At 59.5% G+C, this 24,797-nt stretch carries 26 protein-coding genes; 24 read left to right on the forward strand and 2 right to left on the reverse strand.

Annotation, left to right across the window (positions count from 1 at the left end; all coding sequences use genetic code 11):
• Window positions 1-2,840, reverse strand: a 2,840-nt coding sequence (rne, locus tag PMI21_RS00950) for a ribonuclease E (protein WP_007941996.1), incomplete at its 3' end; no start/stop codon positions are given.
• 701 nt (window positions 2,841-3,541) lie between these two features.
• On the opposite strand from rne, the gene rluC reads away from it, so the two are divergent.
• The 3 genes from rluC to sppA are packed head-to-tail and all read left to right on the forward strand — an operon-like array spanning window position 3,542 to window position 6,164.
• Entirely contained in the window at window positions 3,542-4,501 is a 960-nt protein-coding gene (gene rluC, locus PMI21_RS00945) for a 23S rRNA pseudouridine(955/2504/2580) synthase RluC (RefSeq protein WP_007941997.1), read from the forward strand.
• Complete coding sequence (locus PMI21_RS00940; RefSeq protein ID WP_007941998.1) at window positions 4,488-5,150, forward strand: HAD-IA family hydrolase; 663 nt, start codon at window positions 4,488-4,490, stop codon at window positions 5,148-5,150. The genes rluC and PMI21_RS00940 overlap by 14 nt, the downstream gene beginning before the upstream one ends.
• 24 nt (window positions 5,151-5,174) lie before the next feature.
• On the forward strand, window positions 5,175-6,164 hold the full coding sequence (sppA, locus tag PMI21_RS00935) for a signal peptide peptidase SppA (protein WP_007941999.1): 990 nt from the start codon (window positions 5,175-5,177) through the stop codon (window positions 6,162-6,164).
• Between the two features lie 78 nt (window positions 6,165-6,242).
• On the opposite strand, the gene PMI21_RS00930 is transcribed toward sppA, so the two are convergent.
• On the reverse strand, window positions 6,243-6,821 hold the full coding sequence (locus tag PMI21_RS00930) for a Maf family protein (RefSeq protein WP_007942000.1): 579 nt from the start codon (window positions 6,819-6,821) through the stop codon (window positions 6,243-6,245).
• 105 nt (window positions 6,822-6,926) lie between these two features.
• On the opposite strand from PMI21_RS00930, the gene PMI21_RS00925 reads away from it, so the two are divergent.
• The 21 genes from PMI21_RS00925 (at window position 6,927) to PMI21_RS00825 (ending at window position 24,741) form a co-directional block, all read left to right on the forward strand.
• The gene (locus tag PMI21_RS00925) at window positions 6,927-7,454 is read left to right on the forward strand and encodes a YceD family protein (protein WP_007942001.1); all 528 of its coding nucleotides are present in this window, start codon (window positions 6,927-6,929) and stop codon (window positions 7,452-7,454) included.
• Between the two features lie 13 nt (window positions 7,455-7,467).
• A complete protein-coding gene (gene rpmF, locus PMI21_RS00920) occupies window positions 7,468-7,650 on the forward strand; it encodes a 50S ribosomal protein L32 (protein ID WP_003179396.1) in 183 nt (60 codons plus the stop codon).
• Between the two features lie 3 nt (window positions 7,651-7,653).
• Window positions 7,654-8,664, forward strand: coding sequence for a phosphate acyltransferase PlsX (gene plsX / locus PMI21_RS00915; RefSeq protein ID WP_081499576.1), 1,011 nt, complete (start codon window positions 7,654-7,656; stop codon window positions 8,662-8,664).
• A 125-nt stretch (window positions 8,665-8,789) separates the two neighbouring features.
• The gene (gene fabD, locus PMI21_RS00910; protein WP_007942003.1) at window positions 8,790-9,728 is read left to right on the forward strand and encodes an ACP S-malonyltransferase; all 939 of its coding nucleotides are present in this window, start codon (window positions 8,790-8,792) and stop codon (window positions 9,726-9,728) included.
• Window positions 9,729-9,744: 16 nt separating this feature from the next.
• Window positions 9,745-10,488 (forward strand): 3-oxoacyl-ACP reductase FabG, encoded by a 744-nt coding sequence (fabG, locus tag PMI21_RS00905; RefSeq protein WP_007942004.1) that lies wholly within the window; start codon window positions 9,745-9,747, stop codon window positions 10,486-10,488.
• A gap of 192 nt (window positions 10,489-10,680) precedes the next feature.
• Complete coding sequence (gene acpP / locus PMI21_RS00900) at window positions 10,681-10,917, forward strand: acyl carrier protein (RefSeq protein ID WP_003175607.1); 237 nt, start codon at window positions 10,681-10,683, stop codon at window positions 10,915-10,917.
• A gap of 109 nt (window positions 10,918-11,026) precedes the next feature.
• Window positions 11,027-12,271 carry a beta-ketoacyl-ACP synthase II gene (gene fabF, locus PMI21_RS00895; protein ID WP_007942005.1) on the forward strand — a complete coding sequence of 415 codons (1,245 nt, stop codon included), beginning with the start codon at window positions 11,027-11,029 and terminating at the stop codon, window positions 12,269-12,271.
• Window positions 12,271-13,086: an aminodeoxychorismate lyase gene (gene pabC, locus PMI21_RS00890; protein ID WP_007942006.1), complete on the forward strand. Its 816-nt coding sequence runs from the start codon at window positions 12,271-12,273 to the stop codon at window positions 13,084-13,086. Before fabF ends, pabC begins: the two co-directional genes overlap by 1 nt.
• Window positions 13,087-13,089: 3 nt before the next feature.
• Window positions 13,090-14,259, forward strand: coding sequence for an endolytic transglycosylase MltG (mltG, locus tag PMI21_RS00885; protein WP_007942007.1), 1,170 nt, complete (start codon window positions 13,090-13,092; stop codon window positions 14,257-14,259).
• A 19-nt stretch (window positions 14,260-14,278) separates the two neighbouring features.
• Complete coding sequence (gene tmk / locus PMI21_RS00880; RefSeq protein WP_007942008.1) at window positions 14,279-14,911, forward strand: dTMP kinase; 633 nt, start codon at window positions 14,279-14,281, stop codon at window positions 14,909-14,911.
• Window positions 14,904-15,890 carry a DNA polymerase III subunit delta' gene (locus tag PMI21_RS00875; protein ID WP_007942009.1) on the forward strand — a complete coding sequence of 329 codons (987 nt, stop codon included), beginning with the start codon at window positions 14,904-14,906 and terminating at the stop codon, window positions 15,888-15,890. The genes tmk and PMI21_RS00875 overlap by 8 nt, the downstream gene beginning before the upstream one ends.
• Window positions 15,891-16,086: 196 nt before the next feature.
• The gene (locus PMI21_RS00870; RefSeq protein ID WP_007942010.1) at window positions 16,087-16,443 is read left to right on the forward strand and encodes a PilZ domain-containing protein; all 357 of its coding nucleotides are present in this window, start codon (window positions 16,087-16,089) and stop codon (window positions 16,441-16,443) included.
• 14 nt (window positions 16,444-16,457) lie between these two features.
• Window positions 16,458-17,249 carry a TatD family hydrolase gene (locus PMI21_RS00865; protein ID WP_007942011.1) on the forward strand — a complete coding sequence of 264 codons (792 nt, stop codon included), beginning with the start codon at window positions 16,458-16,460 and terminating at the stop codon, window positions 17,247-17,249.
• Between the two features lie 383 nt (window positions 17,250-17,632).
• Window positions 17,633-18,271 (forward strand): TetR/AcrR family transcriptional regulator, encoded by a 639-nt coding sequence (locus tag PMI21_RS00860; protein WP_007942012.1) that lies wholly within the window; start codon window positions 17,633-17,635, stop codon window positions 18,269-18,271.
• Between the two features lie 146 nt (window positions 18,272-18,417).
• Window positions 18,418-19,386: a GTP 3',8-cyclase MoaA gene (locus PMI21_RS00855; RefSeq protein WP_007942013.1), complete on the forward strand. Its 969-nt coding sequence runs from the start codon at window positions 18,418-18,420 to the stop codon at window positions 19,384-19,386.
• A 119-nt stretch (window positions 19,387-19,505) separates the two neighbouring features.
• Window positions 19,506-20,111, forward strand: a complete 606-nt coding sequence (locus PMI21_RS00850) for a DUF4823 domain-containing protein (RefSeq protein ID WP_007942014.1) — start codon at window positions 19,506-19,508, stop codon at window positions 20,109-20,111.
• A 16-nt stretch (window positions 20,112-20,127) separates the two neighbouring features.
• Window positions 20,128-20,688, forward strand: a complete 561-nt coding sequence (locus PMI21_RS00845) for a DUF1285 domain-containing protein (RefSeq protein ID WP_007942015.1) — start codon at window positions 20,128-20,130, stop codon at window positions 20,686-20,688.
• Between the two features lie 192 nt (window positions 20,689-20,880).
• Window positions 20,881-21,597: a FadR/GntR family transcriptional regulator gene (locus tag PMI21_RS00840; protein ID WP_007942017.1), complete on the forward strand. Its 717-nt coding sequence runs from the start codon at window positions 20,881-20,883 to the stop codon at window positions 21,595-21,597.
• Window positions 21,598-21,639: 42 nt separating this feature from the next.
• Window positions 21,640-22,515, forward strand: a complete 876-nt coding sequence (locus PMI21_RS00835; RefSeq protein ID WP_007942019.1) for an SMP-30/gluconolactonase/LRE family protein — start codon at window positions 21,640-21,642, stop codon at window positions 22,513-22,515.
• A gap of 273 nt (window positions 22,516-22,788) precedes the next feature.
• Window positions 22,789-23,607 carry an SDR family oxidoreductase gene (locus PMI21_RS00830; protein WP_007942020.1) on the forward strand — a complete coding sequence of 273 codons (819 nt, stop codon included), beginning with the start codon at window positions 22,789-22,791 and terminating at the stop codon, window positions 23,605-23,607.
• 129 nt (window positions 23,608-23,736) lie between these two features.
• Window positions 23,737-24,741: a substrate-binding domain-containing protein gene (locus PMI21_RS00825; RefSeq protein ID WP_007942021.1), complete on the forward strand. Its 1,005-nt coding sequence runs from the start codon at window positions 23,737-23,739 to the stop codon at window positions 24,739-24,741.
• The last annotated feature ends 56 nt before the right edge of the window (window positions 24,742-24,797 follow it).

Below are 24,797 nucleotides of genomic sequence, written 5' to 3' on the forward strand. Positions count from 1 at the left end.
GGCTCGCCAGCCACAACCACTGGCTCGGAGAGCACGGTTTCGGCAACTGGGGCTTCGGCAACTGGAGCTTCAGCAACCGGGGCTTCAGCGACTGACACTGGCGCTTCGACAGCAACCGGTGGCTCGGCAACCCAGTTGAACGTGGTTTGTTCTTCACGAACTTCGCGAATTTCACGTGCCGGTTCAGCCGCAGGCGCTTCAACTACAGGTTCTGCAGCAACCACTGGTTCAGCGGCAGCTTCAACTTCCGGCTGTGCTTCACGCATCGGTGCCACTTCAACTTCCGGAGCGGCGATGGCTTCTACCGGCGTGGTCGCTTCAACCACTGGTGCTTCAACCGGAGCGGTTTCCAGAGTGGCGGCAGTGGCGCGTTCGGCTTGCTCATTGGCTTGTGCTTCAGCAGGTGCGCTGATCACGGTGCTGGCAACGGCTGCGGTAACAGCCAGGCCGGCGGCCAGATCGGCAGCGCTTGGTGCTTCGGCGTTTTCAGCGGATTCGGATTCTTCCGAACCTTCGATCACGTTGCCGTTCGCATCGCGCTGACGCTCACGACGATTGCTGCGACGACGCTGGCCACGGGAACGGCGGCGTGGACGATCGCCTTCGGCGACTTCCTGACCGTCTTCCTGCAGTTGCTCTTCGTTGGTTGGCAGCTCTTCTTCGGCAACGGCGGCAGCGGCTTGCTCGGTGCGTGGCTGACGTTCTTCACGCGGTGGGCGTGGAGCGCGCTCTTCGCGTGGCTGACGGGCCGGACGCTCTTCAGCGGTGGCAGCGGCGGCCGGTGCGGCATCCAGAGGCTCGCGCAGTTCACGAACCGGACGTTCTTCACGCTCGCCACGTGGCTTGCGATCTTCACGCGGTGCGCGCGGTGCACGTTCTTCACGAGGGGCGCGTGGTGCGCGTTCTTCGCGGGCGACTGCTGGCGTTTCTTCGCGGGCTTCGCGTGGCTCACGTGGTGCGCGCTCTTCACGCGGTGCACGTTCCTCACGAGGCTTGCGCTCTTCATCGCGGCGACCGTTACGGTTGCGGCTCTGCTGACGACCGTTGCGACGTTCTTCGTTGCGGGCAGGGCGTTCAGTGGTCGCTGGTTTTTCAACCACAACCGGAGCAACAGGCTCTTCCTTGGTCGCGAACAGACTGATCAGCGACTTCACCAGGCCCTTGAACAGGCTTGGCTCTGGCGCGGCAACCGGTGCAGCCACTGGAGCGGCGACGACTTCGGTCGGAACCGGAGCGTTGGCGCGGGCCGGAGCGGTCTTGACCGCGGCTTCCTGGCGAACCAGGGTGCGGGTCGCAGCGGCTGGCTGGACTTCTTCGACTTCGGCAGCGGCAGCAGCGATTTCGTAGCTGGACTGATTGATGCTGGCTTCCGGGCTGTCATCGCGCAGACGCTGAACTTCGAAGTGCGGGGTTTCGAGGTGATCGTTCGGCAGAATGACGATGCGAGCGCGGGTGCGCAGTTCGATCTTGGTGATCGAGTTGCGCTTTTCGTTGAGCAGGAACGCAGCCACCGGGATCGGCACTTGGGCGCGAACTTCGGCGGTACGGTCTTTCAGGGCCTCTTCTTCGATCAGGCGCAGGATCGCCAGCGACAGCGATTCAACGTCACGGATGATGCCGGTGCCGTTGCAACGCGGGCAAACGATGCCGCTGCTTTCGCCCAGCGATGGACGCAGGCGCTGACGGGACATTTCCAGCAGGCCGAAGCGCGAGATGCGACCGACTTGCACGCGGGCGCGGTCGGCTTCCAGGCATTCGCGGACTTTCTCTTCCACGGCGCGCTGGTTCTTGGCAGGGGTCATGTCGATGAAGTCGATGACGATCAGGCCGCCGATGTCGCGCAAGCGCAACTGACGGGCGATTTCTTCGGCAGCTTCAAGGTTGGTCTGCAGCGCGGTTTCTTCGATGTCGCTGCCTTTGGTGGCGCGCGCCGAGTTGATGTCGATGGACACCAGGGCTTCGGTCGGATCGATGACGATGGAACCGCCGGAAGGCAGTTCGACGACGCGCTGGAAGGCGGTTTCGATCTGGCTTTCGATCTGGAAGCGGTTGAACAGCGGAACACTGTCTTCGTACAGCTTGATCTTGCTGGCGTACTGCGGCATCACCTGGCGAATGAAGGTCAGGGCTTCGTCCTGGGCTTCAACGCTGTCGATCAGCACTTCGCCGATGTCCTGGCGCAAGTAATCGCGGATGGCGCGGATGATCACGTTGCTTTCCTGGTAGATCAGGAACGGCGCGGCGCGGTCCAGCGAGGCTTCTTTGATGGCGGTCCAGAGTTGCAGCAGGTAGTCGAGGTCCCACTGCATTTCTTCGCTGCTGCGGCCAAGGCCGGCAGTGCGAACGATCAGGCCCATGTCGGCCGGGGCAACCAGACCGTTCAGGGCTTCACGCAGTTCGTTGCGCTCTTCACCTTCTATGCGACGGGAGATACCGCCGGCACGCGGGTTGTTCGGCATCAGAACCAGGTAACGACCGGCCAGGCTGATGAAGGTGGTCAGGGCGGCGCCCTTGTTGCCACGTTCTTCTTTTTCGACCTGAACGATGACTTCCTGGCCTTCGCTCAGGACGTCCTTGATGTTGACGCGACCTTCGGGGGTTTTCTTGAAGTATTCGCGGGAGATTTCTTTGAGGGGCAGGAAGCCGTGGCGCTCAGAGCCGAAATCGACAAAGGCAGCCTCAAGGCTTGGTTCGATGCGAGTAATCCGGCCTTTATAGATGTTGGCCTTCTTCTGCTCGCGTGCACCGGATTCGATGTCCAGGTCGTAGAGGCGTTGGCCATCTACCAGTGCAACACGCAACTCTTCGGGTTGAGTCGCGTTAATCAGCATTCTTTTCATGTAGTACCGTCGGTTTCCGGGCTGCCGGAAACGGCGTTCGGCACACACGACTTCTCACGGTCGGTGTCAGGTGCGTCAGGAGTGGCTGGCCACTCCAGTGTCTAGCGAACCCCGGTCAATTGGGCCGGTGTCGCGACGTACGCGTCCTGCTTGCTGTGGCTACTTAAGCACTCAGTCAGGAGGAGGAATCAACCGGCGGCTGTGGACGAGATGAAGCGTCTTGATAAAGCCTATTGCTACACAGTCCAGCGGTTGTGCATCTCCACCCTACACGTATCCCTGATAATTCGGGTGCTGCCGCGCGCAGAATCCGCAGCGGGTTGGCATTTACCGTGAGCTCCGAAAGGGGGAGGTCACGCATCATGGCTAATTTAGGCGTTGTTTCCGAAGCGTTCGCTCGGGGTCGTTTGCCGCTGACTGCACTTTGTGAACTGGCCGTGAATATTTGCTCGGAAGGCGAGTGAAAACTCTGCTTTGCGGCATGATTCAGGCCTTATGTCACCTGCGCTTGTTACAACTGCAAACTCTGCCGTTACGTAGCGAAAGCCCCGTAGGACGGCCTCTCGTCCTCGTGAATTGCGTTGGTCAGGGCCGGTTTTTGACCGTTAGTCCGCTGTCCAGGCCACTTTTGGCGGCGTTCGCGACTATAGCAGCAATGATTAAGTGCTTCAATTCCATAAAAAATTGTTATCATCCGCACCATGACGACTACTGCCCCTTCGACCCCAGGCGTACAACTGCTTGAGGTCTCGCCGGAATATGCCGGCCAACGTATTGATAACTTCCTTCTCGCTCGGCTCAAAGGCGTGCCCAAGACCTTGATTTACCGCATTTTGCGTAAAGGCGAAGTGCGGGTGAACAAAGGTCGGATCAAGCCCGAATACAAGCTGCAGGCGGGCGACATCGTGCGCGTGCCGCCGGTTCGCGTGCCCGAACGCGACGAGCCCGTGCCGCTGGCCCAGGGGCTGCTGCAGCGGCTCGAGGCCTCGATTGTCTATGAAGACAAGGCGCTGATCGTGATCAACAAGCCCGCTGGCATCGCGGTTCACGGCGGCAGCGGCTTGAATTACGGCGTCATCGAAGCCTTTCGTCAGTTACGGCCTGATGCAAAAGAGCTCGAGTTGGTTCACCGCCTCGACCGGGACACGTCCGGCCTGCTGATGATCGCCAAAAAGCGCAGCATGTTGCGTCACTTGCACGCCGCATTGCGCGGCGATGGCGTCGACAAACGCTATATGGCTCTGGTGCGCGGCAACTGGGCGACTTCAATCAAACAGGTTCGTGCGCCCTTGCAAAAGAGCAATCTGCGCTCTGGCGAGCGCATGGTCGAAGTCGACGAAGAAGGCAAGGAAGCCCTGACCGTATTCAAGGTGCTGCGCCGCTTCGGTGACTTCGCCACCATGGTCGAAGCCAAGCCGATCACCGGTCGCACTCACCAGATTCGCGTCCATACTTTGCATGCCGGGCATTGCATTGCCGGCGACACCAAGTACGGCGATGAAGATTTCAGCAAAGAAATTCGTGACCTGGGCGGCAAGCGTCTATTCCTGCATGCCTACATGCTGACCGTGCCGCTGCCTGATGGCGGCGAGCTGAAGTTGCAGGCGCCGGTCGACGAAATGTGGGCCAAAACCGTGGAGCGATTGAGTGCGCCCATCTGATTACAAGCTGCTGATTTTCGATTGGGACGGTACGCTCGCGGACTCCATTGGTCGGATTGTCGAGGCGATGCACGTGGCGTCCAGGCGCTCCGGCTTCCCGTTGCGTGATGATTTTGCGGTCAAAGGCATCATCGGTCTCGGACTGCCGGAGGCGATTCGCACCTTGTATCCCGAGATCAGTGATAGCGAACTGGTAGCGTTCCGTGATTATTACGCGGAGCACTACATTGCGGCGGAGGCTGTTCCTTCGCCGTTGTTCGAGGGCGTGCTCGAGTCGATGGAAGCGTTTCGTGCTGACGGCTATCACCTGGCGGTTGCCACCGGCAAGGCGCGGCGCGGGCTGGACCGGGTGCTGAAAGCTCACGGCTGGGAAGATTATTTTGATGTCACTCGTGCGGCCGATGAAACGGCCAGCAAGCCCCATCCGTTGATGCTCGAGCAAATCCTCGCCCATTGCGAGGTTCGCCCGGAGCAGGCGCTGATGGTCGGGGATTCGTCCTTCGATCTGCAGATGGCGCGTAACGCTGGCATGGATTCGGTGGCGGTCAGCTATGGCGCTCAATCGATCGAGGCGTTGCAGCAGTTCGAGCCACGACTGTCCATTGATCGTTTTTCAGAATTGCGCTCCTGGCTGAGTCAGCGGGCATAACGGGTTTTTGCAGGGGTAAGTGTCATGACCGACGAATGGAAAGCGCCCGCCAAGGCGAGCGCAGAGAGCGGTGACGAGAAAAGCTGGGCGCTGCTGGAAAAAACCCTGCTGGCCAATGTGCAGGAGCATCGCCGGTCCCGTCGCTGGGGGATTTTTTTCAAACTGCTGGCCTTTGCGTACCTGTTGCTTGCGTTGTTCTTGTTCTCGCCGCTGATGGATGTGGAAAAAAGCGCCGCTCGCGGCTCCGGTTACACGGCACTGATCGATATAACCGGCATGATCGCCGAGAAAGAGCCGGCCAGTGCTGACAATATCGTCGGCAGTCTGCGTAAAGCCTTCGAGGATAATAAGGTCAAGGGTGTGATCCTGCGGATCAACAGCCCGGGCGGCAGTCCGGTGCAGTCGGGTTATGTCTACGACGAGATCCGTCGTTTGCGCGGCCTGCATCCGGATACCAAAGTTTACGCGGTGATCTCGGATCTGGGGGCTTCCGGTGCCTATTACATTGCCAGTGCGGCAGATCAGATTTACGCCGACAAGGCGAGCCTGGTGGGTTCCATTGGTGTGACGGCGGCCGGTTACGGTTTTGTCGGCACCATGGAGAAGTTGGGGGTCGAGCGTCGTACCTACACCTCCGGTGAGCACAAATCATTCCTCGATCCGTTCCAGCCGCAGAAGCCTGAGGAAACTCAGTTCTGGCAGGGGGTGCTCGATACCACCCATCAGCAGTTCATCAGTAGCGTCAAGAAGGGGCGTGGCGATCGTCTCAAGGACAAAGAGCATCCGGAACTATTCTCCGGGCTGGTCTGGTCAGGTGAACAGGCGCTGCCGCTGGGATTGATTGATGGGTTGGGCAGTGCCAGTTCGGTGGCGCGTGACGTGATTGGCGAGAAAGAGCTGGTGGACTTTACTATCGAGGAGTCGCCGTTTGATCGTTTCTCGAAAAAGCTCGGTGCCAGCGTGGCTGAGCATTTGGCGATGTGGATGGGCTTTCAGGGGCCGGCATTGCGCTGATCGTGTGGCTGTATAAAGAAACCGGCCTGCGTGGCCGGTTTTTTGTGCGGGCGCAGCCTGCTGCTACACGGATGTGGTTCAGGGTATTTGCACGCCTTCAGCCAGCAACATGTCGACCAGGCGAATCAGTGGCAGGCCGATCAGGCTGGTGGCGTCAGGGCCTTCGGTGCTTTGAAACAGGCTCACACCCAATCCTTCAGCCTTGAAGCTGCCAGCGCAGTCGTAGGGCTGTTCAGCGTGCAGGTAGCGTTCGATGCGTGCTGCGTCGAGTGCGCGCATGTGTACGGTAAACGGCACGCAGTCGACCTGGCAGTAGCCGGTCTGACTGTTGAGCAGTGCCAGGCCGGTGAGGAATGTCACGCTGGCGCCGCTCGATGCCAGCAGTTGTTCGCGGGCCTTTTCGAAGCTGTGTGGCTTGCCGATAATCCGCTGGCCCAGTACCGCGACCTGGTCCGAGCCGATGATCAGGTGGGCGGGGTGACTGGCGGCAAGTGCGCGGGCTTTTTCTTCGGCGAGGCGCTTTACCAGTTCGATGGCTGACTCGTCCGGGCGATGGCTTTCGTCGATATCCGGCGAGCTGCAAGTAAACGGCAACTGCAGGCGGGCCAACAATTCCCGGCGATAAACCGAGCTTGAAGCGAGTAATAAAGGCAGCATGCGCATCTCCAAAGGGCAAGGGACGAATTCTAGCGCAGGCTCAAGTGACGGGCAGGGCTGAATTTCCTTTGACATGGCTGGGGGCATCCCTATAATGCTGCGCCTATGTTGAATGACCCGATTCCACCTCACGTTGACCCGCGCAAATTGGCTGACCGTGGCACCACCCTTCAAGGTGAAATGCTGCTGGCCGATTTGGAGAGACTCTGCGACCCGCTTTCCGACAATGTCGGTACGGTGCAGGCTAAATTCGTTTTTGAACGAGATGAACGTAAGTCTGTGGTAATCCACAGCTTTATCGACACCGAAGTCAAAATGGTTTGCCAGCGTTGTCTTGAGCTGGTCACCCTGCCGATCCATAGCGAATGCAGTTATGCTGTGGTGAAGGAGGGTGCGAATACCCAGTCGTTGCCGAAAGGTTATGACGTGCTGGAACTGGGCGAAGATCCATTGGATCTGCAGTCACTGATCGAGGAGGAGCTTCTGCTCGCCTTGCCCATTGTGCCTGCTCATCATCCGGAAGAATGCCAGCAGCCGGCGGGAGCAGATGAGCCCGAACCGAGCGAGGACGAGGTAACGCGGTCCAACCCGTTCAGTGTATTGGCGCAGTTAAAGCGTGACCCAAACGTTTAGGAGTTAATCAATTATGGCTGTTCAGCAGAACAAAAAATCCCGCTCTGCCCGTGACATGCGTCGTTCGCACGATGCTCTCGAGGCTAGCACCCTGTCTGTAGAAAAAACCACCGGTGAAGTTCACCTGCGTCACCACGTATCGCCAGAAGGCGTATACCGTGGCCGTAAAGTGATCGACAAGGGCGCTGACGAGTAATCCTTGTCCGCTCAAGTCATCGCGATTGACGCAATGGGCGGGGACTTCGGTCCCCGCAGCATTGTTCAGGCCAGCCTTGCTTGTCTCTCAGCTACGCCCTCGCTGCACCTGACCCTTGTCGGTCAACCCTCCCTACTTGAAGAATTGATCGCTGGCCAATCGGCTGTGGATCGCTCGCGCCTGTCGATTGTGCCGGCGTCCGAAGTCATCACCATGGACGAAAAGCCTGCCCAGGCCTTGCGCGGCAAGCCTGACTCGTCGATGCGCGTGGCGCTGGAGTTGTTGCGTGATGGCAAGGTCCAGGCGTGCGTCAGTGCCGGCAATACCGGTGCGTTGATGGCGTTGTCGCGGTTTGTGCTCAAAACCTTGCCGGGGATCGATCGGCCGGCCATGGTCGCCGCCATTCCGACCGAGAAAGGTTTCTGCCAGTTGCTCGATCTGGGCGCCAATGTCGATTGCAGTGCCGAGCATCTGTTGCAGTTTGCAGTGATGGGGTCGGTGGCGGCGCAAGCGTTGGGGGTCGTTCGGCCGCGGGTCGCGTTGCTGAATATCGGCACCGAAGACATTAAGGGTAATCAGCAGGTCAAGCTGGCGGCGACCCTGCTGCAACATGCGCGTGGCCTGAACTACATCGGGTTTGTCGAAGGTGACGGTTTGTACCGTGGCGAGGCGGATGTGGTGGTGTGTGACGGCTTTGTCGGCAATATCCTGCTCAAGTCCAGCGAAGGCCTGGCGACCATGATTGCCGGGCGCATCGAGGCCCAGTTCAAGAAAAATTTGGCGTCGAAACTGGTGGGCGCACTGGCGCTGCCGCTGATGAAGCGCTTGCAGGCCGAGCTGGCGCCGGCACGCCATAACGGCGCAAGTTTCCTCGGTTTGCAGGGAATTGTCGTGAAAAGTCATGGTTCGGCGGGGGTTCAGGGCTTCCAGAGTGCGATTCAGCGCGCCTTGATCGAGATCCAGGAAAACTTGCCGGAACGTCTTCATGGGCGCCTGGAAGATTTGTTGCCTTAGGCGTTTTCGTCAGACAATGCTTAAATGTGACCGCTCAGTTCAATGAGCCATCCAACTGTCAGTTTCTTGCGTTCCCCTGGCGGGACGTCAATTCTCCGACGACAAGATCATTAGGGGCTTGTTACATGTCTGCTTCCCTCGCATTCGTCTTTCCAGGACAGGGTTCGCAGTCCCTCGGCATGCTGGCCGAGTTGGGCGCGCAACACCCGGTGGTCCTCGAAACATTCAAAGAAGCTTCCGATGCTCTGGGTTACGACCTGTGGGCGCTGACCCAGCAAGGGCCGGAAGAGCAACTCAATCAAACCGATAAAACCCAACCGGCCATTCTGACCGCCTCGATCGCCCTGTGGCGTCTGTGGCTGGCTGAAGGTGGTGCGCGTCCGGCTTACGTTGCCGGTCACAGCCTGGGCGAATACAGCGCTCTTGTGGCTGCGGGCAGCCTGAGCCTGGGCGACGCGGTGAAGCTGGTAGAGCGTCGCGGTCAGCTGATGCAGGAAGCCGTTCCGGCCGGGCAGGGCGGCATGGCCGCTATCCTCGGTCTGGACGATGCCGACGTGCTGGCAGCCTGCGCCGAAGCGGCGCAGGGTGAAGTGGTCAGCGCGGTCAACTTCAACTCGCCGGGCCAGGTAGTGATTGCCGGCGCCAAGGCTGCGGTCGAACGCGCCATCGAAGGCTGCAAGGCGCGTGGTGCCAAGCGCGCCATGCCGTTGCCGGTCAGTGTGCCGTCCCACTGCGAGCTGATGCGTCCGGCCGCCGAGCGATTCGCCGAGTCGATCGCAGCGATCGACTGGCAGGCGCCGCAGATTCCGGTAGTGCAGAACGTCAGTGCCGACGTACCGGCCGATCTGGAAACCCTCAAGCGCGATCTGCTTGAGCAGCTCTACAAGCCTGTACGCTGGGTCGAATCGGTCCAGGCGCTGGCTGCCAAGGGTGCGACCCAACTGGTCGAATGCGGCCCGGGCAAGGTCCTGGCTGGTCTGAACAAGCGTTGCGCCGAAGGCGTGTCGACCTCTAACCTCAATACCCCAGATGCTTTCGCTGCCGCCCGTGCAGCGCTGGTCTGATCAAGGAGAAGCTTGCATGAGTCTGCAAGGTAAAGTTGCACTGGTCACCGGTGCCAGCCGTGGTATCGGCCAGGCTATCGCTCTGGAGCTGGGTCGTCAGGGTGCCATCGTTGTCGGCACCGCGACCTCCGCATCGGGTGCCGAGCGTATCGCCGCCACTCTGAAAGAAAACGGTATTCAGGGCACTGGCCTGGAACTCAATGTCACCAGCGACGAGTCCGTAGCGGCCGTGCTGGCGAGCATTCAGGAGCAGTTCGGTGCGCCGGCGATCCTGGTCAATAATGCCGGTATCACCCGCGATAACCTGATGATGCGCATGAAAGATGACGAATGGCATGACGTTGTCGACACCAACTTGAACAGTCTGTTCCGCCTGTCCAAGGGCGTTTTGCGCGGTATGACCAAAGCCCGTTGGGGACGAATTATCAGTATTGGCTCGGTTGTGGGTGCCATGGGCAACGCAGGCCAAGTAAACTACGCAGCCGCCAAGGCCGGTCTGGAAGGTTTCAGCCGTGCGCTGGCGCGTGAAGTCGGTTCGCGTTCGATTACGGTAAACTCGGTGGCCCCAGGGTTCATCGACACCGATATGACCCGCGAACTGCCCGAGGCGCAGCGTGAAGCCTTGCAGACGCAAATTCCGCTGGGTCGTCTGGGGCAAGCTCAAGAGATCGCGTCTGTGGTCGCTTTTCTTGCGTCCGACGGTGCGGCTTACGTTACTGGGGCTACAATCCCGGTGAACGGCGGGATGTACATGAGTTAAATGTGACGGATTGCTTCAAAAAAATGTCATACGAGCTGTCTAAAATCCGTTATAAAGCTGCAATCTATTTTATCGGCAGAGGGCCGCAGGGTTTGAGGAGTGAAGCTTTCAGTTGAAAAGCTGAAAAGTCTTTCTATACACTTACCCACTGGCCAGCTGCCTGAATTTGTCCATTAGGAGTGAAAACAAGGTATGAGCACCATCGAAGAGCGCGTCAAGAAAATCGTTGCTGAGCAACTGGGCGTTAAAGAAGAAGAAGTGGTCAACACCGCCTCCTTCGTTGAAGACCTGGGTGCCGACTCCCTTGACACCGTTGAGCTGGTGATGGCTCTGGAAGAGGAATTCGAGACCGAAATCCCTGACGAAGAAGCTGAAAAGATCACTACTGTACAAGCAGCAATCGACTACGTTACCAGCCATCAGGCGTAATAGTTTTTAGTCGTCGCTCGCTGTCATGGAAAAACCGCACTGCCATCATGGCGTGCGGTTTTTTCTTTAGGCCTTGTGCGAAGTCGTCATTTGAAAAAAGGAGAGTGCTGTGTCGCGTAGACGCGTCGTAGTCACCGGTATGGGTATGTTGTCGCCACTGGGCACGGATGTGCCAAGCAGCTGGCAGGGCATTCTGGCTGGCCGCAGTGGCATTGGTCTGATCGAACACACCGACCTTTCTGCCTATTCCACCCGTTTTGGCGGCTCGGTAAAAGGTTTCAATGTCGAGGAATACCTGTCGGTCAAGGAAGCCCGCAAACTCGATCTGTTCATTCAATACGGTCTGGCTGCAGGTTTTCAAGCCGTGCGTAACGCAGGTCTTGAGGTTACCGACGCCAATCGCGAGCGTATCGGCGTGGCCATGGGGTCGGGTATTGGCGGTCTGACCAATATCGAAGACACCAGCCGCACACTGCATGATTCCGGCCCACGACGGATTTCTCCGTTTTTCGTGCCTGGCTCGATCATCAATATGATTTCCGGTTTCCTGTCCATTCACTTGGGTGCACAGGGGCCTAACTACGCCATCGCCACGGCGTGTACCACCGGTACGCACTGCATCGGCATGGCGGCACGTAACATCATGTACGACGAAGCCGACGTAATGATCGCCGGTGGCGCCGAGATGGCCGCGTGTGGTCTGGGCATGGGCGGCTTTGGTGCCTCCCGCGCACTGTCGACCCGCAACGACGAGCCGACCCGTGCCAGCCGTCCATGGGACAAGGGCCGTGACGGCTTCGTGCTGTCCGACGGTGCCGGCGCACTGGTTCTCGAAGAACTGGAGCACGCCAAGGCCCGTGGCGCGACCATTTACGCCGAGCTGATCGGTTTCGGCACCAGTGGCGATGCCTACCACATGACCTCGCCACCGGCCGATGGCGCGGGTGCTGCGCGTTGTATCACCAATGCCTTGCGCGACGCGAAGATCAATGGCGATCAGGTGCAGTACATCAATGCCCACGGCACCTCGACCTCGGCCGGCGACCTCGCCGAAGCCTGTGCGATCAAATCGGTGTTCGGCGATCACGCCTACAAACTGGCCGTCAGTTCGACCAAGTCCATGACCGGTCACCTGTTGGGTGCGGCGGGCGCGGTCGAGGCGATTTTCAGCGTTCTGGCCATCAACAGTCAGGTAGCCCCGCCGACCATCAACCTCGATGAGCCGGATGAAGGCTGCGACCTCGACTTCGTACCTCACACCGCGCGCGGCATGGATATCGATGTGGTGCTGTCCAACTCCTTCGGATTTGGCGGTACCAATGGCTCGCTGGTGTTCCGCCGGTTCGCTGACTGATGGACAGCTGGGTCGACGGTCAACCGGCTGACGCTCTGTCGCTGAAAGATCGCGGCCTGGCTTACGGCGATGGTCTGTTCGAGACCATCGCCGTCAAGGGCGGGCAGCCGTTGTTGCTGGATCGACATTTGTCGCGTCTGGCCGAAGGCTGTTCGCGCTTGGCGATTACCACCGATCATGAGCTGATCCGCGCGGAGCTGCTGGCCTATGCCGCCGCACTGGGCGAGGGCGTGCTCAAACTCATCCTCACCCGCGGCGACAGCCTGCGCGGTTACGCCCCCGATCCCTCGGCCCAGGCCCGGCGCATTCTGCAAGGCAATCCTCCCGCTGCCTATCCGGCTGGGCATGCGAAGCAGGGCGTGCGTCTATTCCCTTGTACGACACGGCTTTCCAAGCAGCCCTTGCTCGCTGGTCTCAAGCACCTCAATCGCCTGGAACAGGTTATCGCCCGTTCCGAATGGCAGGACACCGAGCATGCCGAGGGCTTGATGCTGGATCAGGTCGGGCGGGTGATCGAAGGTGTGTTCAGTAATCTGTTCCTGGTGCGCGATGGCGTGCTGGTGACCGCCGATCTCAAGCGTTGTGGCGTGGCAGGCGTGATGCGTGCCGAATTATTGTTTCAAGCCGAGTCATTGGGGATCCCTACACAAATCACCGACATTACCCTCGAACAGCTGCAATGGGCTGATGAGGTCTTTGTCTGCAACAGCGTTTATGGCGTTTGGCCGGTGCGCGCCTATGCCGCACTGAGCTGGCCGGTTGGGCCGCTCACCCGTAAACTCCAAACCATTGCCCGTGCGCTACTGGATGCTTGATTCGTGAGACGTAAATTATTGCTGCTGCTGGAAACCGGACTGGTTCTGGCGGGGCTGTTGGCAGGCGCTTGCGCCTGGAAAATCCATTCGGCGCTGGAACAGCCGCTGAATATCGCCAAGGAAGAGCTGTTGGAAGTGCCCAAGGGCACTACGCCGAACCGCACTTTCATTCGACTTGAAGCCGATGGCGTCATCAAGGACGCTTTCTGGCTGCGCGTGTACTGGCGCTTCAACCTGCCGGGTCAACCGCTGCACAGCGGCGAATACCGCATGGTTCCCGGCATGACAGTCGAAGGGCTGATCGACCTGTGGAAGCGCGGGGAAATGGTTCAGTACAGCCTGACGCTGGTCGAAGGCTGGAATTTCCATCAGGTCCGCGCCGCCCTGGCCAAGGATGAAAAGCTCGAACAGACCCTCAACGGTTTGAGCGACAGCCAGGTGATGGACAAGCTCGGACACGGCGGGATTTTCCCGGAAGGGCGCTTCTTCCCCGACACGTACCGTTTCGTGCGTGGCATGACCGACGTCGATCTGCTCAAGAAAGCTTATGACCGCCTCGACGAGGTCCTCGCCAAGGAATGGAGCCAGCGTGCTGCCGACGTGCCCTACACCGAGCCCTATCAGGCGCTGATCATGGCCTCTCTGGTGGAAAAGGAAACCGGTGTGCCGCAGGAACGCGGGCAAATCGCCGGCGTGTTCGTGCGGCGCATGGAGATGGGCATGTTGCTGCAGACCGATCCGACGGTGATCTACGGCTTGGGCGATCGTTATAACGGCAAGTTGACCCGCGCCCATCTCAAGGAGCCGACGCCGTATAACACTTACCTGATCGCTGGCCTGCCGCCGACACCGATTGCGATGGTCGGCCGCGAGGCGATCCATGCGGCGTTGAATCCGGCGGAAGGCAACAGCCTGTATTTTGTTGCGCGCGGTGATGGCAGCCACGTGTTCTCCGATGATCTGGACGCCCATAACAATGCGGTGCGGGAGTTCCAGCTCAATCGCCGTGCCGATTACCGTTCCAGCCCGGCACCGACTACCGCGCCGCCGATGGAAGATGCTCAGGCGCCGATCCCGGCGGCTTCACCCGATACGGCGGCCGAAGACGTGCCACAAGTAGCGCCGCAAGGCTCTGCACAAGAGCCAGCGCCCGCACCGCAAAGCCCGCAATGACTCTGATTAAGGACTGCCTGTGACTGGCTTGTTTATTACCCTGGAAGGCCCGGAAGGTGCCGGCAAGAGCACCAATCGCGAATACCTGGCCGAGCGTCTGCGCGCCGCCGGGATCGAGGTGGTGTTGACCCGGGAGCCGGGCGGCACGCCCCTGGCCGAGCGGATCCGCGACGTGTTGTTGGCGCCGGTCGATGAAGTCATGAACCCTGACACCGAGCTGCTGTTGGTGTTCGCCGCGCGGGCCCAGCATCTGGCTGAGGTGATCCGCCCGGCGCTGGCCCGTGGCGCGGTGGTTTTGTGTGATCGTTTTACCGATTCGACCTATGCCTATCAGGGCGGTGGTCGCGGTTTGTCGCTGGAGCGCATCGCGACCCTCGAAACGTTCGTCCAGGGCGATCTGCGCCCGGACTTGACGCTGATCTTCGATCTGCCGGTGGAAGTGGGCCTGGCCCGCGCCAGCGCCCGCGGTCGCCTGGACCGCTTCGAGCTTGAAGGCCGCACGTTCTTCGATGCCGTGCGCAGTGCCTTCCTCGAGCGCGCCAAAGCGGATCCTGCGCGTTATGTCCTGGTGGATGCCGCTCAACCGCTGGCGCAGGTTCAGCAGTCTCTGGATGCCTTGCTGCCACGTCTGCTGGAGTTGACCCGTGGCTGAAGCCTATCCGTGGCAGGACAGTCTCTGGCAGCAATTGGCCGGCCGTGCCCAGCACGCCCACGCCTATTTGCTGCATGGCCCGGCCGGGATCGGCAAGCGTGCGCTGGCCGAGCGCTTGATGGCCAGTTTGTTGTGCCAGCGTCCGACCGCCCAGGGCGCCTGCGGTGAGTGCAAATCCTGCCTGCTGCTGAAGGCCGGTAGTCATCCCGACAACTACATTCTGGAACCGGAAGAGGCAGACAAGGCGATCAAGGTCGATCAGGTGCGTGATCTGGTCAGCTTCGTGGTTCAGACCTCGCAGATGGGCGGTCGCAAAGTGGTGCTGATCGAGCCGGTCGAGTCGATGAACATCAACGCCGCCAACGCCTTGCTCAAAAGCCTTGAAGAGCCGTCCGGCGACACCGTATTGCTGCTGGTCAGCCACCAGACCAGCCGTCTGCTGCCGACCATCAAGAGCCGTTGCGTACAGCAGGCCTGTCCATTGCCGAGCGAAGCCATGAGCCTGGCGTGGCTGGCCAGGACGTTGCCGGACTGCTCGGAAGAAGAGCGCATTGAACTGCTGACTCTCGCCGCCGGTTCGCCATTGGCCGCGGTCAAATTGCAGGCCCAGGGCGTGCGTGAGCAACGGGCGCTGGTGGTCGAGGGCGTGAAGAAGTTGCTCAAGCAGCAGCAATCGCCGACGCAGCTGGCCGAGGAATGGAAAACCATTCCCATGTTGCTGCTGTTTGACTGGTTCTGCGACTGGTCGAGCCTGATCCTGCGTTATCAGTTGACTCAGGATGAAGCGGGGCTGGGGCTGGCGGACATGCGCAAGGTGATTCAATACCTGGCGCAAAAAGCCGCTCAAGATAAAGTCCTGAATATCCAGGACTGGATTCTCGCCCAGCGCCAGAAAGTGATGAGCAAGGCCAACCTCAATCCGGCGCTGTTGCTGGAGGCGCTGTTGGTGCAATGGGTATCCTTGCCTACCCAGAAGTGACTTTGAGTATCCTGTCTCGCAAATACTGTTCCTTTTTGACGGCGTCTGTTGCCGTCATGCTGCGTTGCCGCTCCTCGCCATAGCGGGCTATGACTCGTCGCGGCGCCTTGCTTGACGACAACAGACACTCGTCAAAAAAGGAACGTATTTGTGAGACAGGACACTAAACTCTGATCATCAGACAGTGGAGGTCAGCATGAACGAACCCATCAGTCCGGGGCCGCGCAACGGCATTTTGTCCTTGACCATCAAGGACAGGTCCGTGCTCTACGCAGCCTACATGCCATTCATCAAGAACGGTGGCCTGTTTATCCCGACCAACAAGAGCTACAAGTTGGGCGACGAGGTCTTCATGCTCCTGCACCTGATGGACGAACCGGAAAAGATCCCGGTCGCCGGCAAGGTCACCTGGATTACCCCCAAAGGTGCCCAGGGCAACCGCGCCGCTGGAGTCGGCGTGCAATTCAACGACGGCGATGACACCGCGCGCAGTCGAATCGAAACCCATCTGGCCGGAGCCCTGAAGTCCGACCGTCCCACTCATACGATGTAAGTTGCAGCCCTTTTATGCTTGTAGATTCCCATTGCCACCTTGATCGCCTCGACCTTACCGCCCACGACGGCTCCCTGGATGCCGCGCTCGCTGCGGCCCGTCAAAGGGGAGTAGGGCACTTTCTGTGCATTGGCGTCAGCGTCGACAACGCCGCCGACGTCAAAGCCCTGGCCGAACGCTACGACGACGTAGATTGTTCGGTCGGCGTGCATCCGCTGGACGTGCAGCCGGGTGCCGCTCCGGCACTGGATTGGTTGTTGCGCGAACTCAATCATCCGCGGGTGGTGGCGATCGGTGAAACCGGTCTGGATTACCACTACGAGCCGGAAGCGGCAGAGTTGCAGCAGGAATCGTTCCGTCTGCACCTGCACGCGGCGCAACAGACTGGCAAACCGGTCATCATCCACACCCGTGGCGCCCGGGCCGACACCCTGGAGCTGCTGCGCGAGGCGGCGCTGCCTCAGGCGGGCGTGCTGCATTGCTTCACCGAAGACTGGGACATGGCCAAGGCCGCGCTGGACATGGGTTATTACATTTCCTTGTCCGGTATTGTCACTTTTCGCAATGCCGATGCCCTGCGTGATGTGGCCAGCAAGGTACCGACCGACCGATTGCTGGTGGAAACCGACTCGCCGTACCTGGCGCCGATCCCGTATCGCGGCAAACCGAACCTGCCGCAGTACGTGCGTGAGGTAGCGGAGTTTCTGGCAATGTTGCGAGGCGAGTCCTACGAGCGATTTGCCGAGCAGACTACCGAGAATTTCAAGCGGTTATTTCCGTTGGCGCACGTCAGGGCATCGGCGTAACGTTGGAAGAAATCGCGGCCTGCGGCGGGCTTTGGTCTCAAATCGCAGGCAAAAAAAACCCGGGTTCTGGGGGGTGAATCCGGGTTAAGACCATTAGGAGTAAAACAAAGGCACGCAATCCTTTGGTACCTTCATCGGCGCGACACTTGGGGGAGATGCCTCGCCGACAGTTGAAGTATTGATCAGTATCGCGCCGAGTCCAGTTTAGCTGGTCGGGTTTTTAAACAAATTTGGAATACACGCGCTTCGGTTGAGTTCTCATCAACCGGCGAGGTGGCGTGAATTCATCAAGAAACACATATATGGTCGGATGATCCGTGCATTTTGGCGTAAGTTAGGCATAATACGCGGCTTCGAATTTTGACCCCTACAGACCTTTTCTTATGCATAAAGAACCTCGTAAGGTCCGTGAGTTTCGTCGCCGCGAGCAAGAAATTCTCGATACCGCGCTCAAGCTGTTCCTCGAACAAGGTGAAGACAGTGTCACCGTCGAGATGATTGCTGATGCCGTAGGTATCGGCAAAGGCACGATCTACAAGCACTTCAAATCCAAGGCGGAGATCTACCTGCGCCTGATGCTCGACTACGAACGTGATTTGAACGAGCTGTTGCATTCCGCCGATGTCGATAAGGACAAGGAAGCCCTGTCCCGGGCCTACTTCGAATTCCGCATGCGCGATCCGCAACGCTATCGGTTGTTCGATCGCCTGGAAGAAAAAGTGGTCAAGGGCAACCAGGTGCCGGAGATGGTCGAGGAACTGCACAAGATCCGCGCCTCGAACTTCGAACGCCTGACCCTGCTGATCAAAGGCCGGATCAGCGAAGGCAAGCTCGAAGACGTGCCGCCTTACTTCCATTACTGCGCAGCCTGGGCGCTGGTGCACGGCGCCGTGGCGCTGTATCACTCGCCGTTCTGGAGCAATGTGCTGGAAGATCAGGAAGGTTTCTTCCAGTTCCTGATGGACATTGGCGTGCGCATGGGCAACAAACGCAAGCGCGATACCGACACTCCGAGCAGCTGAGCCATCCAGTTGTCTAATTGCGCCATGAGCCATGATTTAGCTACGTGGCGCAGTACCGCAGGAATATACTCAGGCATAGGGCTTGCTAAAACTTGATTTGTGAGTCAAGTTCTGCGCGTTCGAATCTTCTTTCGCCGGAGTGATCCATGATCGTTGACCGTCAAGGCAGGCGTTTTCGCAATTTGCGGATCAGTCTGACCTCCGCCTGCAACTACGCCTGTACCTACTGCGTGCCCAACGGCAAACGGCTGGTGGCTGCGCAGGATGAGTTGTCGGCCGAGGCGATGGCACGCGGCGTGGCTTATCTGATCGAAGCGGCGGGCATCGAGCGCCTGCGCATTACCGGTGGCGAGCCACTGGTCAGCCCCAAACTCGAAGCTTTCATGACCGCCGTCGGGCAGATGGGCCTGGCGGACATCAGCCTGACCACCAATGGCCAGTTGCTGGCGAAGAAGCTGCCGCTGTTGGTGAATGCCGGCATTCAGCGCATCAACGTTTCCCTCGACACCCTGGATGCCGGTGCTTTCCGCAGCATTGCCCGCGGCGGCGATCTGGCGACCGTGCTCGACGGCATGGCCCAGGCTGCGGCAGCAGGCATGAAGATCAAGGTCAATATGGTGCCGCTGCGTGGGCAAAACCTCGATCAGGTGATGCCGCTGCTCGATTACTGCCTGGAGCGTGGCTACGAGCTGCGCTTCATCGAGTTGATGCGCATGGGCCACCTGGCCAGCGATTCCAACGCCTTCCTGCAACAGTTCGTCAGCCTGCAGCAGTTGCTGAGCCTGATCGGCGAGCACTACGAATACCTTCAGGCCGACGCGCCGGTCGATGCCACGGCGGTGCGCTACGAGATTCCGGGGCAGGGGCACTTCGGCGTGATCGCCAACGAAAGCGTCCCGTTCTGCCGCACCTGCTCGCGGCTGCGCTTGTCGTCCACTGGCTGGCTGCATGGCTGCCTGTCGTCAAGCAATCGCCACTATGTCGGCGATCTGCTGGACAAACCCCGTCACCAGGCGCTGCCGGCGTTGCAGCGACTGCTGGTCAAAGCGTTGGGGGACAAGCAGGAAGTGGCGTTCTCTGGTGGCGCGACCATCATGAAAATCATCGGCGGCTGATCGCGAGCTGTAGCAGCCTTCGGCAGCTGCTACAAAGATGATTCCTGCATGAGCTGGCGCGGAAGCTGCATCCCATGGCCATTCGCCGGTTTTCCGTCACCGGCTTCTGGAGGGATAGGATGCGTAGCCTGGTTTTGCTGCTGGCCGTTTTGGCGCTTGGTGGCTGCATGAATGTCAGCGATATGGCCGAAGGAACTCGCTACCACATGAGCGACGCGGGGCTGCTGGACCACAGCGACAGCCGTCGCGTGAATAACATCCGCATTCAGCCGGACTCTTTCATCTACATCGCCCAAGGCGCCTTCGCCCCGCCGGGCAGTGCCAATCCGCGGCCTAACGTGGTGGCCGAAGAAGCCTTCAATGGCTTTATCGAATATTTCCCGATGGTCCGCCGCGCCCGCGCGCCGGAAGGCCTCGACGCCGCCATGGGTGAAGCCCGTGCCGCCGGTGCTCACTACCTGCTCTATACGCGTTTTGCCAAGGCCGACGACCGCATCGGCAACACGGACGAATTGATCGACCAGGAACGCTCGGATCGCCTCGGGATCGACAGTGGCGTGATTCAGATCATGTTGATCGAGACCAGTACCCAGTATTTGATTGATACTGCACGTATCAAGAGTCGTGGCGGTTTACTGACGTTCCACGATAACAAGCCAGAAGATCTGCTGGGCCCGCCGCTGGAGCAATACGCTCGTAGCCTGCTGGGGCTCAGCGACCAGTAATTCAAAGGAGAACGCCATGAGTGGCCCGCAAAAAGCCAACGACCTGTTGGGGCAAATCCCCAAAACCAAAGGCTTGCCGCCGGTCCACTTGTGGAACCCCGACTTCTGCGGCGACATCGACATGCGCATCGCCCGCGACGGCACCTGGTATTACCTGGGCACGCCGATCGGGCGCAAGCCGATGGTCAAGCTGTTCTCCACCATCATTCGCCGCGACGGCGATGATTACTTTCTGATTACTCCAGTCGAAAAGGTGGGCATCAAGGTCGACGACGCACCCTTCGTGGCAATTGCCATGGAGGTCGAAGGCGAGGGTGAGGCTCAGGCCTTGCGCTTTACCACCAACGTCGACGAAACGGTCGATGCCGGCGCCGAGCACCCGATGCGCGTGGTGATCGACCCAGTGACTCAGGAACCGGCGCCGTACGTGCATGTGCGCAGCAACCTTGAAGCGCTGATTCACCGCAATGTGTTCTATCAATTGGTAGAGCTGGCGGTGAGCCGTGTGATTGACGGGCAGAGCTGGCTCGGCGTCTGGAGCGGTGGCGAGTTTTTCCCGATCGGGCTTGAGCCGTAACGGGTTGAGCGCTGGAAACGAAACGGCCCGTTATTGCAACGGGCCGTTTTTTTATGGGCTTACAAAGTCGGTATTTGCAAGGACACCTGAAAATCCAATTGACACCCAATCATATGATGATTAGCGTGGGCATCCATCGCGAACGGCTTTTGTGTCGTGTCGCTTTTTTTTCACCGGGGCGGTGAGGTACCCATGTCCAGCAGTTTTCATGCGTCGACGGTTGATTGGCTGGGGTGCTGGATCGCCGCTGGCCAGGTGAAGCCCGGTCAAACCATCAAGGTAGAAGCCGACCTGGGCGAGCAGCTCGGGGTCAGCCGTACGGTTATCCGTGAAGCGATCAAGACCCTGGTCGCCAAAGGCATGCTCGAAGTCGGGCCGAAGGTCGGCACGCGGGTGTTGCCGGTACGGCGCTGGAACCTCTTCGATCCGCAAGTCGTCGGCTGGTTGTCGCGCAGCGGTTTGCCGGAAAACTTCGTCGATGACCTGCTTGACCTGCGCCGCACCATCGAACCGATGGCGGTGCGCTGGGCCTGCGAGCGCGCGACGGTGGAACAAGTGCAAGCGGTGCTTCAGGCCTACAACGCGCTGGAGCGAGCCGTGGACAGTGGCGTCGATTACAACCGCGCCGACCAGTTCTTCCACGAATGCATCCTCGCCGCCAGCCACAATCAATTCATCGAACAAATGGTCCCGGCCCTCGGCGCGTTGCTGGCAGTGTCGTTCGAAGTGTCTGCCGCCGACCCGGATGAACTGCGCCGTACCTTGCCGATTCACAAAGACATGGCCGACGCCATCGCCGCCCGGGATGCCGCGCGGGGTGTATGGGCCTGCATGACGCTGATCGATAATGCCGACCTGGCTATCAAGCGTTTTTACCCCCAAGTCATGGCCGACAAGAAGGCAAGCTGACCAGGCTCGCTCCCAGATAAAAGCAATAAAAAAGGAGGTTTCATGACGTGGACTGCGGTTACGGAACATCGTGCGCGACTCGGCGAGGGCCCGTTCTGGGATGCACCGACCCAGGCGCTGTACTGGGTTGATATCGCCGGTAAACAGGCGCTTCGACTGATCGGCGCCAATGTGGAAATCTGGCAGATGCCGGAACACGTGTCCGCATTCATCCCCTGCGAAAGCGGCGATGCCCTGGTGACATTGAGCAGTGGGGTTTATCGGCTGGACCTGAACTCTCCCGGCCTGGAACCTCGGCTGACCTTGCTCTGTGTGGCCGATCCGCAACCCGGCAACCGCGCCAACGAAGCCCGCTGCGATGCCTTGGGCCGGCTTTGGCTGGGCACCATGCAGAACAACATCGGCGAGCAGGGCGAAGACTTGCCCATCGTGCGCCGCTCCGGTGGCCTGTTTCGCATCGACCGCGATGCTCGGGTCACGCCGCTGCTGCGAGGGCTGGGCATCCCCAACACGTTGCAGTGGAGCGACGACGGCACAACCCTGTATTTCGCCGACAGCCTCGACGGCACGTTGTACCAACATTTCATCCATACCGACGGCAACCTCGACACCGCCTACGTCTGGTTTGGCCCCCACGAACGGGGTGGCCCCGACGGCTCGGCGATGGATGCCGAGGGCTACATCTGGAACGCCCGCTGGGACGGCAGTTGCCTGCTCAGGCTGACCCCGGACGGTCACGTCGATCGGGTGATCGAACTGCCTGTCAGTCGCCCCACCAGTTGCGTGTTTGGTGGCGAAGACTTCAAAACCTTGTACATCACCAGTGCAGCGAGCCCGCTCAACCACCCATTGGATGGCGCTTTGTTGTCGGTTCGAGTCGATGTGCCCGGAAAGGCTTGTCAGAGATTTGCAGGCTAAATCCCAAAATATGGGATGTAAAATTATATATTGAGATTTGTTGGTGGCCGGGTTTATAGTCGGCCCCATCAGTTACACGCACTCACACTTAAAAAAACAAAACAGGTGAAGCGATGCAGCGATATTCCACCGTCCTCCCTTGGGGCGACAGTGCTTCAGGCCGCCCCGGTGCCCGGGCGTTTGCACGCCTGCCTGCCTATTCCAAAAAGCCTTTTGACCGGACATCGACAGATGCCCGGTTTTCGTCGTGCCTTCGAACAGGAGTGTTGATCCATGGCTGAACCCCTTTCTTTGCCACCGGTGCCCGAACCGCCCAAGGGTGAGCGCCTGAAAAACAAGGTCGTGCTGTTGACCGGAGCCGCTCAGGGGATCGGTGAAGCGATTGTCGCGACCTTCGCGTCCCAGCAGGCCAAACTGGTCATCAGCGATATCCAGGCCGAGAAAGTCGAAAAAGTCGCTGCGCATTGGCGTGAACAAGGCGCGGATGTCGTGGCGGTCAAGGCCGACGTATCGCGCCAGCAAGACCTGCACGCCATGGCCAAGTTGGCCATTGAGCTTCACGGCCGCATCGACGTGCTGGTCAACTGCGCCGGGGTCAACGTGTTCCGCGATCCGCTGCAAATGACTGAAGAGGACTGGCGTCGCTGCTTCGCCATCGACCTGGACGGCGCCTGGTATGGCTGCAAGGCCGTGTTGCCGCAGATGATCGAGCAGGGCATCGGCAGCATCATCAACATCGCTTCGACCCATTCCTCCCACATTATTCCCGGCTGCTTCCCGTACCCGGTGGCCAAGCATGGCTTGCTCGGGCTGACCCGCGCCTTGGGCATCGAATACGCACCCAAGGGCATTCGGGTCAACGCCATCGCGCCGGGCTACATCGAAACCCAACTGAACGTCGATTACTGGAACGGTTTTGCCGATCCCCAGGCCGAACGTCAGCGCGCCTTCGATCTGCATCCACCGCGGCGCATCGGCCAGCCGATTGAAGTGGCGATGACCGCCGTGTTCCTGGCCAGCGATGAAGCGCCGTTCATCAACGCTTCGTGCATCACCATCGATGGTGGTCGTTCGGTCATGTACCACGACTGAATAACTTGGGTTTCAGGCGCGAAACTACGCCTGAAATCCAATCATCATACGATATGACTATTGGCTACATGATTCGACCGCTGTATTGCTTTCAAATAACGCTCAAAAAAAATAACAAGGAGTCAGCTTATGAAACGTCGTCGTGGGATCCGTTCCCTGTGCTGTGCCGCTTTGGCGGTCACTGCAGTCAGCCTGAGCAGTACGTTGCTGGCGGCCGAGGAAGTGAAGATCGGTTTTCTGGTCAAGCAAGCCGAAGAGCCCTGGTTCCAGACCGAATGGGCCTTCGCTGAAAAAGCCGCCAAGGACAAGGGCTTCACCGTCATCAAGATCGCTGTGCCTGATGGCGAGAAAACCCTCTCGGCCATCGACAGCCTGGCGGCGAACGGCGCCAAGGGCTTCGTGATCTGCCCGCCGGACGTATCCCTGGGCCCTGCGATCATGGCCAAGGCCAAGCTCAATGGTTTGAAAGTGATCGCTGTCGATGACCGTTTCGTCGATGCCGGCGGCAAGTTCATGGAGGACGTGCCGTACCTCGGCATGGCGGCCTTCGAAGTCGGTCAGAAGCAAGGCGCCGCCATGGCCGCCGAAGCGAAGAAACGCGGCTGGGACTGGAAACAAACCTATGCGGTGATCAACACCTTCAACGAACTCGACACCGGCAAGAAACGCACCGACGGTTCGGTTAAAGCCCTGGAAGACGCCGGGATGCCGAAAGACCACATTCTGTTCTCGGCCCTGAAAACCCTCGACGTACCTGGCAGCATGGACGCCACCAACTCGGCGCTGGTGAAACTGCCGGGTGCGGCGAAAAACCTGATCATCGGAGGGATGAACGACAACACCGTGCTGGGCGGCGTGCGCGCTACCGAAAGCGCCGGTTTTGCTGCGGCTAACGTAATCGGTATCGGCATCAACGGCACCGATGCCATCGGCGAATTGAAGAAAGCCAACAGCGGCTTCTTCGGCTCGATGCTGCCGAGCCCGCACATCGAGGGCTACAACACCGCCAGCATGATGCACGAGTGGGTCACCACCGGCAAAGAACCGCCGAAATACACCGCCATGGACGACGTGACGCTGATCACGCGCGACAACTTCAAGCAGGAACTGGAAAAGATCGGCCTGTGGAATTGAGGGTCGGTTGATTTCATTGGCGGCCCTGGCAACAGGGCTGCCTGATCGGTGTGATG

It is taken from the genome of Pseudomonas sp. GM18, from assembly GCF_000282195.1.
GTDB lineage: Bacteria > Pseudomonadota > Gammaproteobacteria > Pseudomonadales > Pseudomonadaceae > Aquipseudomonas.